The sequence below is a fragment of the Streptomyces liliifuscus genome (genome assembly GCF_016598615.1).
Classification (GTDB): Bacteria; Actinomycetota; Actinomycetes; order Streptomycetales; family Streptomycetaceae; genus Streptomyces; species Streptomyces liliifuscus.
On sequence record NZ_CP066831.1, the window covers coordinates 2,822,408 to 2,835,895 of the forward strand.

Annotated in this window: 12 protein-coding genes; 2 read left to right on the forward strand and 10 right to left on the reverse strand. The window is 69.9% G+C overall.

Going from position 1 to position 13,488, the window contains the following annotated elements:
- Positions 1 to 178: 178 nt before the first annotated feature.
- The 5 genes from mgt to JEQ17_RS11970 all read right to left on the reverse strand — a co-directional run bounded on the left by mgt (position 179) and on the right by JEQ17_RS11970 (position 5,811).
- Positions 179 to 1,393: a macrolide-inactivating glycosyltransferase gene (mgt, locus tag JEQ17_RS11950; protein ID WP_200395239.1), complete on the reverse strand. Its 1,215-nt coding sequence runs from the start codon at positions 1,391 to 1,393 to the stop codon at positions 179 to 181.
- A 65-nt stretch (positions 1,394 to 1,458) separates the two neighbouring features.
- Positions 1,459 to 2,241, reverse strand: a complete 783-nt coding sequence (gene erm, locus JEQ17_RS11955) for an ErmE/ErmH/ErmO/ErmR family 23S rRNA (adenine(2058)-N(6))-methyltransferase (RefSeq protein WP_200395240.1) — start codon at positions 2,239 to 2,241, stop codon at positions 1,459 to 1,461.
- Positions 2,242 to 2,708: 467 nt separating this feature from the next.
- On the reverse strand, positions 2,709 to 4,010 hold the full coding sequence (locus JEQ17_RS11960) for an ABC transporter substrate-binding protein (protein ID WP_200395241.1): 1,302 nt from the start codon (positions 4,008 to 4,010) through the stop codon (positions 2,709 to 2,711).
- Complete coding sequence (locus tag JEQ17_RS11965) at positions 4,010 to 4,843, reverse strand: carbohydrate ABC transporter permease (RefSeq protein ID WP_200395242.1); 834 nt, start codon at positions 4,841 to 4,843, stop codon at positions 4,010 to 4,012. The genes JEQ17_RS11960 and JEQ17_RS11965 overlap by 1 nt, the downstream gene beginning before the upstream one ends.
- On the reverse strand, positions 4,840 to 5,811 hold the full coding sequence (locus tag JEQ17_RS11970) for a carbohydrate ABC transporter permease (RefSeq protein WP_407700047.1): 972 nt from the start codon (positions 5,809 to 5,811) through the stop codon (positions 4,840 to 4,842). The genes JEQ17_RS11965 and JEQ17_RS11970 overlap by 4 nt, the downstream gene beginning before the upstream one ends.
- Before the next feature lie 224 nt (positions 5,812 to 6,035).
- Here JEQ17_RS11970 and JEQ17_RS11975 point away from each other — a divergent pair, with 224 nt between their 5' ends.
- On the forward strand, positions 6,036 to 6,887 hold the full coding sequence (locus tag JEQ17_RS11975; protein WP_200395243.1) for a phosphotransferase enzyme family protein: 852 nt from the start codon (positions 6,036 to 6,038) through the stop codon (positions 6,885 to 6,887).
- A gap of 22 nt (positions 6,888 to 6,909) precedes the next feature.
- Here the strand turns inward: JEQ17_RS11975 and JEQ17_RS11980 are convergent, their stop codons facing one another.
- The gene (locus tag JEQ17_RS11980) at positions 6,910 to 7,812 is read right to left on the reverse strand and encodes a LysR family transcriptional regulator (protein ID WP_200395244.1); all 903 of its coding nucleotides are present in this window, start codon (positions 7,810 to 7,812) and stop codon (positions 6,910 to 6,912) included.
- Between the two features lie 128 nt (positions 7,813 to 7,940).
- Here JEQ17_RS11980 and JEQ17_RS11985 point away from each other — a divergent pair, with 128 nt between their 5' ends.
- Positions 7,941 to 8,945: a DMT family transporter gene (locus JEQ17_RS11985; RefSeq protein WP_200395245.1), complete on the forward strand. Its 1,005-nt coding sequence runs from the start codon at positions 7,941 to 7,943 to the stop codon at positions 8,943 to 8,945.
- A gap of 9 nt (positions 8,946 to 8,954) precedes the next feature.
- Here the strand turns inward: JEQ17_RS11985 and JEQ17_RS11990 are convergent, their stop codons facing one another.
- The 4 genes from JEQ17_RS11990 to JEQ17_RS12005 all read right to left on the reverse strand — a co-directional run bounded on the left by JEQ17_RS11990 (position 8,955) and on the right by JEQ17_RS12005 (position 13,341).
- Positions 8,955 to 9,677: a 3'-5' exonuclease gene (locus JEQ17_RS11990; protein WP_200395246.1), complete on the reverse strand. Its 723-nt coding sequence runs from the start codon at positions 9,675 to 9,677 to the stop codon at positions 8,955 to 8,957.
- Between the two features lie 93 nt (positions 9,678 to 9,770).
- On the reverse strand, positions 9,771 to 11,003 hold the full coding sequence (locus JEQ17_RS11995; RefSeq protein ID WP_200395247.1) for an SAV2148 family HEPN domain-containing protein: 1,233 nt from the start codon (positions 11,001 to 11,003) through the stop codon (positions 9,771 to 9,773).
- Positions 11,004 to 11,105: 102 nt separating this feature from the next.
- Positions 11,106 to 12,425: a copper amine oxidase gene (locus JEQ17_RS12000; protein WP_200395248.1), complete on the reverse strand. Its 1,320-nt coding sequence runs from the start codon at positions 12,423 to 12,425 to the stop codon at positions 11,106 to 11,108.
- Positions 12,426 to 12,525: 100 nt separating this feature from the next.
- Positions 12,526 to 13,341 carry a Tat pathway signal sequence domain protein gene (locus JEQ17_RS12005; protein WP_200395249.1) on the reverse strand — a complete coding sequence of 272 codons (816 nt, stop codon included), beginning with the start codon at positions 13,339 to 13,341 and terminating at the stop codon, positions 12,526 to 12,528.
- Between the last annotated feature and the right edge of the window lie 147 nt (positions 13,342 to 13,488).

Consider the following 13,488-nt stretch of genomic DNA (forward strand, 5'->3'; position numbering starts at 1 on the left):
GAGCGTTATCGAATGACCGTCCCGTTATCCAAAGTGCGCCATGGCTTCACCGTTGGCCCTACAACCGTGACCCGTGGGAATTCGGAGTTCGCGGACGGTCACTCCAGTTCGCGGACGGTCACCCGATTTCGCGGACGGGCACCCGATCACACGCCTTCCGGTCTCGGTAAAGGTTCGGTCATGCACCCGTGGTGCGCTGGGGGATTTCCGCCTCGATCAGATCCGCCGCGCGTGTTGTGCCGCCCTCGGTGGCCATTTCCGCCTGGATCTCCTTGAGCCGCCGCGTGACGTCCGGGTCTCCGGTGAGCGTGAGTACGGCCTCGCGCAGGGTCTCGGCCGTCGCCTCCTCCATCGGCAGGTGCCGGGCGACGCCGAGCGCCTGAAGCATGTCCGCATTGCCGAACTGGTCGACGGCCTGGGGCACGCACACCATCGGCGTGGCGGTGGCCAGCCCTTCCTGGCTGCCGCCGGCGCCCGCGTGCGTGACGAAGACGTCGGCCTCCTTGAGGATCGCCAACTGCGGTACCCAGTCCCGCACTTCGACGTTCCCCGGGACCTCGCCGAGCTCCGCGGGGTCGACGTGCTTGCCGATCTGCAGCACCACGTGCCAGCCCGGCAGATCGCGGAACGCCTGCACGCACTCGCGGTAGAAGGCGGGCTGCTTGGTGAAGGAGGACCCCAGGGACACGAGGGCGACGCGCTCGGCGCCTTCGGGCCGCCGCCACTCCCCCTGAGCGGCGCGGTCGCCCTGGCAGGCTCCGACGAAGGTGTACACCGACTCGTCGACCCGGTCGGCGTTCGGCTGGAGGGCCTTCGGGATCAGCACGATGGAACGGGCGGGGCGGCCGGCGAACGGGTCGGGATGCTCGGTGATCCCGTTCTCCTCCAGCCAGGCGTGGAAGCGCGCGTAGTACGCCTTCCCCCGCTCGGTCTGCTTCGGCTCCGCCCACATCGGCTCGGCGACCTCCTCCTCGTACCCCTCCCAGGCGACGAGGTTCGGCGAGAGCGAGACGGCCGGGACGCCCCAGCGGTGGGCGAGGACACGGGCCGGGTAGGAGGTGATGTCGTGCAGTACGAGATCCGGCTCGTCGCCCTCGTACGCCTCGATGAGCTGTGGAAGCGCCTGGATCGCGTCGGCCAGGAAGGGCTCCACGTTGTCCAGGAGCGTGGTACCCCACGCCGAGGGGTCGTCGTCGGGGGACGGCAGGGTCGACTTCCACAGTTTCGGCTCGGCGCCCGTCTCCGCGACCTTCTCGGCGAAGGCGGGCGGAATCGCGTACGTGACCCGGTGCCCGCGGGCGACGAGTTCCCGGATCACCTCAAGGCTCGGGTTCACGTGCCCGTGGGCGGCGATGGAGAACATGGCGATGTGGGCGGGGTGCGAGGTGGTCATGAGTCGACCATAGGCGAGACGAGACGTCTCGTACAACTCGATTACGGCCTCCCGCCCTGCGCGGCTCACCGCGATGCCAGCACGTCGTGGAGCCCCAGCCACTGCTCGGGCGCCACCTCCCCGACGAGCGCACGAGGGTCGAGCCGCGCGGCCCGGAACGCGGCATCCACCCGGCGCCTCGAATGGGCCCGGCGCAGCGAGGCGTGCAGCGAACCGCCGACCCCCGAGAAACCGAGCTCGACCAGGTGCCGCCAGTCGTCGTACGAGGTCCGGTCGAGCAGCGGGGTACGGCGTCGCTCGATGCGTACGATTCCGGCGTCGACCCGGGGCACGGGCCGGAACCGCGTCCTGGTGACCCGCCCGAGGAACCGCCACTCGAAGCGCGGCCAGGTGCGGACGGTGAGCAGGGTCCAACTCCCGTAGTCCCCGGTGCGTTTGCGGGCGTATTCGAGCTGGGTGAGGAGCGTGGCGTCCGTGAGACCGGGCGCGCGCAGACACCAGTCGACGACGTCCGCGGTACGCGAGAAGGGCACGTTCCCTGCGACGGAGAAGGGGCTGCCCGGTGGTCGGGCGGCGAGGAAGTCGCCGCCGATCACCCGCACTTGGGGCGTCCCGGAGAAGCGGGCGCGCAGGGCGGGCACGAGTCGTGGGTCGATCTCGTAGGCGAGCAGCTCCCGGCAGCGGGGTGCGAGCACCTCGGTCAACGCGCCTTTGCCCGCGCCCACTTCGAGAACCAGGGGCGGGTGCTTCGGCTGTGGTACGGCGAGCCGCGCGAAGCGGTCCGCGGTGGCGCGGTCGGTGAGGAAGTTCTGCGAGAGCGCGCGCGAAACGTGGGTGGGGCGGGCCATGGCCTGCGGTCCTTGTCTTCCGTGAGGTCGAAAACGGGCAGACGAAGGCCCCGACCGGAAGGGAGAAAAAAGGACGCGCAGAAACGGGTATGCGTCAGCCGCGCACCTGCTTCAAGGCGTACGTGAGAGGGGGCACCCCTGCGGCAGATGCCGTCAGCGAGCGCAGAACCCCGGGCCGGTCAGGGCACCGGGGGCGCACCGCATCCGAATGGAGCACGTGCAGCCCCGGCCAAGACCGGAGAAGAAAATCGAGTTGATACCCACACTCGGCACGCTAGGCGGACCAGGAAGAGGCGGACAACCGATTTTCACCCGCACATTCCTTCAGAGGCACGAGCAACCGCCTGCTTTTAGGGGCGCGGGGAACGGCGCAATCTTTTAGGGGCGCGGGGAACTGCGCGACCAGCCCCCACCGGCCGGCACCCAACAAACCACCCGCATCCCCCAAGGCCCGCGCCGGCGAACCGTCACCTCTGATACCGCGCCAGCACCAGATTCCCGTCCCCCACCAACCGCTCCCGCAACTCACCAAGCCCGATAGCCCCGCTGTAGTACTCCTGAAACGCAGGCGTAGCCACCTTGTCCTTCCACTCCGGATACCCCCGCACGGACTGCGCCGGCGCCGACCGCAGATACCGCGCAAGGGCCGTCCCGATCGCCCACCCGTCCTCCTCGACCCGCAGCGCCGGATCCCGGAGCGCCCCCGTACCGGTGGGCAACATCCAGTCGCCGAGCGCAAGCCGCACCATGTTCCGCGGCTGTAGCAGAAAGTCGATGAACGCGGCGGCCTCCTCCTTGTGCGGACTGTCCTCCGCGACGGACAAGGTCTGTGGACTCACCCCCTGAGTGAGCCCGTCCGCACCGGCCGGCGCGGGCAGCACCTGCCATTCGAAGCCCTTCGGCGCCTGCTGCACGATCTGCTGCCGGAAGGAGAACCCGAGCGGAACCATCGCGTACTTGCCGCCGAAGAAGCCGGGCAGCGTGTCGGACCCACCGCTGCCGAGCGTCGAACTCGACGCGCTGCCATCGGTGTTGACCTGATCGTGAATGGTCCGAGGCACCACCTCGTCGCCCGCCCCGAACCGAATCCGCACCTTGCCGTCCGAGCCCCGGTGGAACAGCTGCCCGCCGGTCGAGAGCGACAGATTGAGCGTGGCCGACACGGGCTCCTTGAGCGGCCAGGCCACACCGTACTTCCCGTCACCGTCCTCGTCCCCGCCACCGAGTTCATCAGTGATCGCCCTGAACTCGTCCCAGCTCCAAGGCTTCTCGGGCGTGGGAATCCGTACGCCAGACTCCCGCAACCACTCGGCGTTGGCGATCAGGACGCGCGGCTCCTGGAGGAACGGAACGCCGTAGACCCCGTCCCCGAAGGTCACGGTCTCCCAACTCCGTTGTGGAATATCGGACTTGAGTCGCTCAGGCAGCAGGTCACGCAGATCCGCGAGATACCCGCCGTACGCGAAGTCCGCGAGGTCGTCCGAGGCGTCATGGATGATGTCCGGCGCCTCACCACCTTCGAAGGAGGTGAGCAACTGGTCGTGGACGCTGTCCCAACTCCCCTGTACGTACTCGACCTTGACGTCGGGATGGGCGGCGTTCCACTCCTTCACCAGCTCCTTGTTGACGTCGATGGACTCCTCCTGCCAGGCAAGGGACTGGAAGCGGAGGGTGATCCCGCCGTCCTGGGAGTCGCCGTCGCCGCCGGTGCAGGCGCTGCCCGTGAGCAGCAGCGCCACCACCATCGCGACGAGCCGTTTCGTCCGCATCAGCTCTTCACCGCCCCGGCGAGCATCCCGCCCGTGATCCGTTTCTGGATGATCGCGAAGACGACCAGCGAGGGCAGGGTCGCCAGGAACGCGGCGGCCGCGAGGGGCCCGAGGTCCGCCACGCCCTCCGCGCCGAGGAAGTGCGTGAGGACGACCGGAAGGGTCTGTTTCTCCGGGGTCTTGAGGAGCACCAGCGCGAAGAAGAACTCGTTCCACGCGCTGATGAACGCGAACAGCGCCGTGGCGACGATCCCCGGCGCGAGCAGCGGCGCGGTGATCGAGACCAGCGTCCGTAGCTTGCCGGCACCGTCCACGGCCGCGGCCTCCTCCAGCTCGGTCGGCACGGCCCGTACGTACCCCACGAGCATCCACAGTGCGAACGGCAGCGCCCAGACGACGTACACCATGATCAGACCTGGTACGGAGTTGATCAGCCGCAGGTTCTTCAGGACCAGGAACAGCGGGATGATCACCAGCACGAACGGGAAGGCCTGGCTGACCACGACCCAGCCGGTCGCGGCCCTCGCGAGCCGAGTGCGGTGCCGGGCCATGACGTACGCCATCGGGGTCGCGATCAGTACGGCGATCACCGCCGCGCCGACCGCCGCGATCAGCGAGTTCAACGCGGCGTCCAGCAGGGGCTGTTCGTCGAAGGCCTGCCGGAAGTTGGCGAGCGTCGGGTCCTTGGGGATCCAGGTCGGATGCAGACTCCCCAGCTCTCGCGGCGGTTTGAAAGCGGTGGAGATCAGCCAGAGGAAGGGGAAGGCGAGAAAGACGAGATAGGCGAGGAGCGCGAGGTACTGGCCCGCGCGAGCCGATTTCCGGGTCTTCACGCGTCCTCGCCTCCCCTCAGCCGGCCGACGAGATGGAGGGCGAGGATCACCGAGATCACCGCGACCATCACACACCCCATCGCCGCCGCGTACCCGAACTGCCCGTAGCGGAAGGCCTCTTCGTAGGCGAACAGCATCGGCAGCCGGGTGCGCCCGCCGGGTCCGCCGCTGGTCAGGACGTACACCAGGGCGAAGGAGTTGAAGTTCCAGATGAAGTTGAGTGCGGTGATGGCGAGCGCGACCGGTTTGAGGGCGGGCCAGGTCACCGTGCGGAAGCGGCGCCAGGCGCCCGCGCCGTCCATCGCCGCGGCCTCGTGCAGTTCGCGCGGGGTGTTCTGCAGTCCGGCGAGCAGGGCGACCGTCGTCTGGGGCATGCCCGCCCAGACGCCGACCACGATCACCGCGGGCAGGGCGGTGGCGAGGCCGCTCAGCCAGTCGCGGCCGTCGCCCAGACCCAGGTCGCGGATCGTCTCGTTGAGGATGCCCGCGTCCGGGTTGTAGACGAGCCGCCACATGATGCCGACGACCACCTCGGGCATCGCCCACGGGATGATCGCGAGCGACCGTGCCAGCCAGCGGAAGCGGAGGTTCTCGTTGAGCAGCAGAGCGAGGCCGAGGGCCAGGAGGAACTGCGGGACCGTGACCCCCACCGCCCACAGCAGACCGATCCGGAACGAGTCCCAGAACAGTGTGTCGTGCAGCAGGTCCTGGAAGTTGAGGGTCCCGATCCACTGGGTGGGCTCGGTGCGGCCCGACTGGGAGTCGGTGAACGCCAGCGCGATGCCGTAGAGGAGCGGTCCGACGCTGAGCACCAGGATCGGGATCAGCGCGGGCAGCACCAGGAACCAGGCGCCGTGGTCGACGAGGCGGTCCCTCGGGCCGCCGCCTCGCCCTCCTCCTCTGCCTCCACCCGGCGCACCCCTCGCTGACCGTTTCACTGACCGCTTCCTCACGGTCGCCGATGTCACGAAATCAGCTCCTTCGGGCGGCTCGTACGGGTCTGGCCGTCCCGGCGGCCCTCGTCATCGTGCTGATGTACTGACACGCCGTCAAGGCAGCACACACACCCTCCTGAGGGCTCCCACCAGTGCGAATGCGACACTGGGCGGCGTATGGCGTGATCTCGACCGCCGACGCGACGAGAACCGCACGACATCCGGACGAGAACCAAGGGCTCCACGGGAGGCGAGTGATGGACGAGGCACAGGCGCGGGACGTGCTCGCCGAGGCAGGCTTCGACCGGGGCGCGGAACTGCTCGCGCTGGGTGAGAACGCCGTGTTCGCAGCCGGTGATCTGGTGGTCAAGGTGGGCCGGGACGCCGAACTCCTCGACCGGGCGCGGCGGGAACTGGCCATCGCCGTCTGGCTCGCCGATGAGGGCGTCCCCGCGGTGCGGGCCGCCGAGCCCGAGGCGCGGTCCGTGTCCGGTCACCCCGTGACCGTGTGGCACCGGCTGCCCTCTTCCGTACGTCCCGCCGGACCCGGCGATCTCGCCGAGCTGCTTCGCCTGGTGCACGCCCTGCCCTCCCCCGCCTTCACGCTGCCGCGCCGCGAACTGCTGGGCGGGGTCGAGCGGTGGCTGCGGCTCGCGGGCGACGCGGTCGACCCGGCGGACGCCGCGTTCCTGCGGGACCGGCGCGACGGCTTCGCCACGGCCGCCGCCGCACTCACCCCGCAGTTGCCGCCGGGCCCGATTCACGGCGACGCGCTGCCCCGCAACGTCCACATCGGCCCCGACGGGCCGGTCCTGGTCGACCTGGAGACCTTCTCCACCGACCTGCGCGAACACGACCTCGTGGTCATGGCGCTGTCCCGCGACCGGTACGGGCTGCCCGCCGGGGCGTACGACGCATTCACCGGGACGTACGGCTGGGACGTACGCGAGTGGGACGGCTGCGGGGTGCTGCGCGGGGCGCGCGAGACGGCCAGCTGCGCCTGGGTCTCCCAGCACGCACCGAGCAATCCGAAGGCACTGGCGGAGTTCGAGCGCCGGGTGGCATCACTGAGGGACGGCGACGAAACGGTCCGCTGGTATCCCTTCTGAGATCCCTCTCCCGGGAATCTGGTCAGCCGCGGCCGCGGATCGTCCCGGCCGCCCGGTCCAGTTCCGCGAGGACCGTCCGTACGGCCTTGCGGGCCGTGCGTTCGGGGCGGTGGAGCGCGTCGATGTGCCGCCGGGCCTGAACGCCGCTGAGCGGCTTGAGCACCAGCGCGGGGTGCGGGCGCATCGTCCAGCGGGGCATCAGGGCGAGGCCCCCTCCGGCGGCGACGGCCTCGGCTACCACAGCGAACTCGTTGATGCGGTGGGCGAGCCGGAGCCGACGGCCCGCGGCCGTGGCGATGGCGTCGATGGTCGCCACCACCGGGAAGCCGTCGTGCGCCGTGATCCACGGCTCGCCGGCCACGTCACGCGGGGTGAGCCGCCGTTTGACGGCCAGCGGGTGGTCGGCGGGCATCGCCACGTCGAGCGGTTCGCGCAGCAGGGTGATGGCCGTGACCGTACGCGGCCAGCCCGGGGTGTGTTCGAGGCGGTGCGCGAGGACGAGGTCGTACTCCCTGGTCAGCGGCGGGAAGTCGTCCTGCGTCACATCCGCGTCGGCGAGGGACAGCTGCGGCCCGCCGGGCGCGGCGAGCGCCTGGAGCAGCAGCGGGAAGAACGCCGAGGCCGCACTGTGGAAGGCCGCCACCGACACCTCGCCGTCCGGCCGGTCGACGAACTCCGCGACGGTGTGCCGGGCCCGCTCCAGCGCCGTCTCCACCTCGATCGCCGCCCCGGCCAGCGCCTGCCCGGCGTCGGTGAGCACCAGCCGCCGGCCCTGGCGCTCGGTGAGCGGGACGGGGATCGCGCGCTGGAGCAGCCTCAGTTGCTGGGAGATCGCCGAGGGCGTCACGAGCAGCGCCTCGGCGACCGCGGTGACGCTGCCGAGTTCGCCCAGCTCACGCAGGATCCTCAGCTGCCGTTCGTCCATGTCCTCGTCCCAGCTCTCGTGCCAGTTCCTGTGCCAGGGATCGCCTCGTTCCCGATGTAGGGATGCTAAAGGATCGTTTAAGAAGTTGGCTCTGGGCTTCAGGGACGTGGACGGTGCAGGGTGAGCGCGTGCCCGATGCCCGCCGTACCGATGCGGTACTCCTCCTTGTCGCCCTCGTCTGGGGTTCCAGCTATCTGTCCGCCCAGACCGCCACCGCCGTACTGCCCGTACTGGTGGTGCTGTTCGCCCGCTACGCCCTGTCCGCGATCGCCTGTCTCGGTCTGCTCGCCACCGACCGGAAGTCCGGCGGGTGGACCCGCGACGAGCTCCGGATCGGTGTGCCGCTGGGGGTCACCCAGGCGGCCGTCCTGGTGGTGGAGACATACGGCGTCGCCCACACGAGTGCCGCGAACGCGGGGCTGATCATCAGCCTGACCATCGTGATCACTCCCCTCCTCGACCGCACGGGCCACCGCGGCGGCCTCCCGCTGTCCTTCTACGCGGCCGCCGGTGTGTGCCTGCTGGCCGTCGGCCTCCTCATGTCGGGCAACGGCTTCCACGCGCCCCGCCTCGGCGACCTGCTGATGCTCGGCGCGGCGCTGATCCGGGCGGTGCATGTGGCACTCGTCGGCCGGCTCACCGTGAACCGTGCGATCCGCCCGCTGCGGCTGACCACCGTGCAGACCCTCGTGGGCTCGGCGCTGTTCCTGCTGCCCGCGTCCGGCGAACTGTCCACGCTCGCCCACATCGGCGTCGCGGGCTGGGCCCAACTGCTCTATCTCGCCCTGTTCTGCAGCGTGTTCGCCTTCCTCGCGCAGACGTGGGCCGTCCAGCGCACCTCGGCGAGCCGGGCCAGCCTCCTGCTCGGCACCGAACCGATCTGGGCCGCCGCGGTCGGCATCGCCCTGGCCGGCGACCACTTCACCCCGGTCACGGGTCTCGGCGCGGCGATGATGGTCGCCGGAACGTACTGGGGCCAGTCCATCGAACGCGCCCACCGAGCCACCGCCCCGCCAGGGGCGCGGGGAACTGCGCGACCAGCCACAGCGGACCCGCAGCTCAAGGACGACCTCATTCAGCAGGCTCTCCCAGCGGAGCGCCAAGGCACTGAAGAGGCCCAACGAGCGGTGTGAACGAGCGCTTCAGACGCGCTCGTCCGTCAGGTCCCGCAGCGGCCACACCCCGTCCACCACCGCCGTCGCGTCCCCCTTGCGGCGCAGGAAGCTCTGGAAGTCGGCCGCCCATTCCGCGTACCACTCGATCTGGCGGCGGTGGAGCTCCGCCGGGCCGAGGGCGGCGACCTTGGGATGGCGGGCGGCTATCGCGCCGGCGAGACGGGCCGCGGCCAGGGCGTCCGCCGAGGCGTCGTGGGCGGAGTCGAGCGCGATGCCGTACTCCGCGCAGACCGCTTCGAGGTTCCGCTTGCCGCGGCGGTAGCGGTCCACGGAGCGGTCGATCGTGTACGGGTCGATGACCGGCGCGGGGTCGATTCCGCCGAGCCGGTCGCGCAGTGACGGCAGTCCGTACCGCCGCAGTTCGGCGGAGAGCAGCGTCAGGTCGAAGGCCGCGTTGTACGCCACGACCGGGACGCCCGACTGCCAGTACGAGACGAGGACCGAGGCGATCGCGTCGGCCACCTCATCGGCGGGCCTGCCGTCGGCCGTCGCCCTTTCGTTGCTGATCCCGTGCACCGCCACCGCGTCCGCCGGGATCTCGACTCCCGGGTCGGCGAGCCATTCGCGGTGCCCGACCGGCTCTGTCCCCCTGACCTCGATCACGGCCCCGGTGACGATGCGCGCCTCGCGCGGATCCGTCCCGGTCGTCTCCAGGTCGAAGCCGACCAGCAATTCCCCGTGCCAACCCATGCCGGCCCCCTTCTTCGTGGTGCGATCCCCCAATGACCTCCACGATCCCATGGGCCACTGACAATCCGACGACCGCATTCCGCTTGACGCCCGTCAGGACACAGGCCGCGAATCTGCCCAAGCCACCTCGAACTCCTCGCGATACGTCCCGAAAAGCCCTTCTTCGCCGACCTCGTCCGGCTTCAACACCCGCCCCCCGCCGCGCAGCACGAGCACCGGCGCCTCCATCCCGCGTGTCCGCCGCAGATACGACTGCACGACCGCTATGCCGTCCGGCCCGTCCCCGTCGACGAGGTACGCCGTGAAGCGGGGCGTCTCGTCGTAGACCTGGATCTCGAAGGCGCCGGGATCGCGCAGCCGGGCCCGGACCCGGCGCATGTGCAGGATGTTCATCTCGACGGAGCGGCTCAACTCGCCCCGCTTGATGCCGAGTTCACGCTCACGGCGCTTGACCGCGCTGGAGGCCGGGTTCAGGAACAGCAGCCGCACCCGGCAGCCGGACTCGGCCAGCCTGACGAGCCGCCGCCCCGAGAAGTTCTGCACGAGGAGATTGAGGCCGATACCGATGGCGTCCAGGCGGCGCGCTCCGCCGAAGATGTCCTCGGCGGGGAACTGCCGCATCAGCCGCACCCGGTCCGAGTGCACGCCCACCACGTCCGCGTACCGGTCGCCGACGAGGTTCTCGACCGCGTCGACGGGGAGCCGGCGCGCGGACGGTACGTCACTGCCCGCGCCGAGTATCTCCAGGAGCTTCGCGGAGGCCCGCTCGGCCTGGGCGAGAACGGCCTCGGACAGCGCCCTGTTGCGCGAGACGACGTTGCGGGTGACTTCCAGTTCGTCCAGGGCGAGTTCGACGTCCCGGCGCTCGTCGAAGTACGGCTCGAAGCACGGCCAGTGCTGCACCATCAGCTCGCGCAACTGGGGCAACGTGAGGAAGCTCAGGACGTTGTCGTCGGCGGGATCGAGCAAGTAGCCCTTGCGGCGGCTGACTTCGCGTACGGCGACGGCGCGCTGCACCCACTCCTGCCCCGCGGGTCCCGCGGCGGCGACCACCCAGTCGTCCTCGCCGTGGACGGGTTCGTAGATCGGGCGCAGAACAGCGGCCACGACCGCGCGCAGCCGCTGTTCGACGAGGTTCAGCCAGATGTAGGCCCGGCCCGCCCGCTGGGCGCGCGTACGCACCTCGCGCCAGGCGTCGGCGCCCCAGTCCAGCTCCGCTCCGATCTCCATCGGTCGCGCCAGGGACACCGCGCCCGGTGGGGCATCCGTGGAGCTCCCCTCGTGACCGCCGTCACCAGGGGGCAACTCCAGCCCTCCGGACCCCACCCGCGCACCGCCTTCCGCTCCCCCGAGCACTCCCCCAGCCAACGATCAAGGAAGGGTACTCCGGGAGCGGCGGACGGTGCAGCCGGATGGACAGGTCGTTTCTCAACTACCGCGTTCTATTTGGCCGTTCTGATCGGCCAGCTCCGGCGGAGTGAGCGGATTCATAGCGGTGACGTCACGCGGGGCCAGCGAGAAGCCCTGCCAGTGGACCGGCATGGGCTGCTGGTCCTCGTCCCGGGCGACATGGTGGAAACCGATGTTCACCCAGGCCACGGGGTGCGTGAGGTTCTGTCCGTTGACCCACTTGTCGACGGACTTACCGGCTCCGGTACCGCAGTTGCGCAGGTTGTTGCTGGCGAACTGCTCGCACTTCTTGTACTGGGTGAAGTAGACGTCGTGCTTGGTGTAACTGCGGCCCGGGTACTTCGAGGTGGCGCCCGGGACGAGTTCGTACGAGCGGGCGTGGTCGTCCTTGTTCTTGCCGGTCGTGCTGACCACGCGCCACCAGCGCATGTTCTTGGCGTCGCCCGCGAGTTCCTTGGTGATCGGCGTGCGGGTGGTCTTGTTGCGCGGCGCCTCGCCGTTGGCGGCGGGCGGGCTGACCACGGAGTCGTACTGCTCGACCTTGTTCTTGGAGTTGCCGTCGAGGCCGAAGTTGAGCCGCCAGAAGACGTTGTGGCTGTGGCTGGTGGCGTAGGACTTGGCGCCCTTGCCGATCGGCCAGCCGCGGCCGTCACCGGCGTCGTAGTCGCCGGGCGAGAGGCTGCCGGTGGCGCCGACGTTCATGTTGATCGCGCCGTCGTCCGAGAAGCGCCACTCGGTGATGTACTCGTACCAGCCGACCTGGTTGACGGTGTAGACGAGCAGGTCCTTGCCCTGCTGCTGGAAGACCTTGCTCGCCGAGTCGCCCTGCATGCGGTAGGCGTGGCCGCGCGAACGGGTCGTGGTGCACAGGCCCTTGACGTTCGGGTGCTCCGGGTCCCAGGCGTCGGGGACCTTGACCGTCTTGATGGTGCCGCCGGGGCACTCGCCGGGGGCCATGTCCATCAGGCCCTGGCCGAATCCGGCGCCGGTGAGGTCGTCGTACTCGACCGAACCGTCGTCGTAGGGGACGTGGATCTGGGCGAGCTTCGCGCTCGTCAGGACACGTATGGGGGCGGCTTCGCCCTTGGGCTTGTACGAGACGTTCTCCAGGACGAGCCCGGCCTCGCTCTCGTAGTGCCAGCACATCGACCACTTGGTGCCGGTGGCGAGTGTCTGCTCGATCTTGTAGGCCGCGCTGCAGTCGGCGGCCGCCGCGGGGGCGGCCTTGGGCTGGGCGACGGCCGGTCCCGCGGCCGTGGTGGCGCCGACGGTCAGGGCGGCCACCGAGAGGCCCACCGCCGTCCGCCTGCGGGCGCGACCGATGTTGTTCACGCGCATGAAGAAATGACTCCCTTGCACAAGCAGGAAAGTTGGAAAGGTGAACCGACCCCCGGTGCTCCGAGGCCGGTGAACGCGAGAGGCCGAACGGAAGGGCGGGTCAGCCGACCTTGGCGATCTTCCGGGCGCTCAGATCGACCACCAGGTCACGGCTGTCGATCCAGGGACCGTTCTTGGCCTTCACGAAGAGCCGCAGGCAGCGGTGCTTGCCGCAGTCGGCGAGGGCCGCGGGCGTGCCGGAGTTCGCCCGGTAGACCATGCTGTTGAGCAGCAGCTGGTCGGGAGTGGTCAGCTCCTTGCCGGTGGCGTCCTTGAAGTCGGCCTTCAGGCCGGCGCCGAGCCGGTCACCGATCAGGAGCTGCGCGGCCTCGACGGTCTCGGCACGGCTGATCGGCGGCTGGACGCCGTGCTGGGTGTCCGTCCCCTCGACCTTGCCGGTGTCGAGGTTCACGGTCTTGGTGACGAGCGAGTCGTCCTTGTAGTCGTAGAACGACACCTCGGCGCGGCGCGGCGCGTTCGGGTCGTCCAGTTCGCTCTCCTCGGGCTCGGCGAGGTCGACGGTGATCCGCTGGGGACCCTTGTCGCCCTCGACGTTCTCGCTGGTGCGGAAGAGCTGCTGGTCGAGGGCGAGCTTCTCGACACGCTCGGTCTCGTCGTCGGTGAGCGGGTCGCGCCCCTTGCCCTTGTCGCCCTCGGCCGGGGCCTCTTCGACGACGCCGGGCTGCACGGCCCCCTGAGCCTGGTCCTGGCTCTGTCCGGCCTGCTGGGAGGTCTGGCCCGCTCCGTTGCCGCCACCGGAGTCGTCGGCGCCCGCCGAGCCCGGCAGGGTGATCCCGACCATGACGGCGGTCCCGGCGACCGCGATGGCCGCACCCGCCACCACCTTGCCCAGATGGCGGTGCACTATCGTGCGCACATTTCCCCCTACTCCCCCTGAATCTCTAGGAGTCGCTCGAGTCCCACTGGTTCGGCATACCGCGTATGCACTGGTCGCTCGGTAAGAGGGACGTAAGTCATAGGTGGTTCCATCACTTTCGGGGAGACTCGGGCGGGAGTCGCCCCC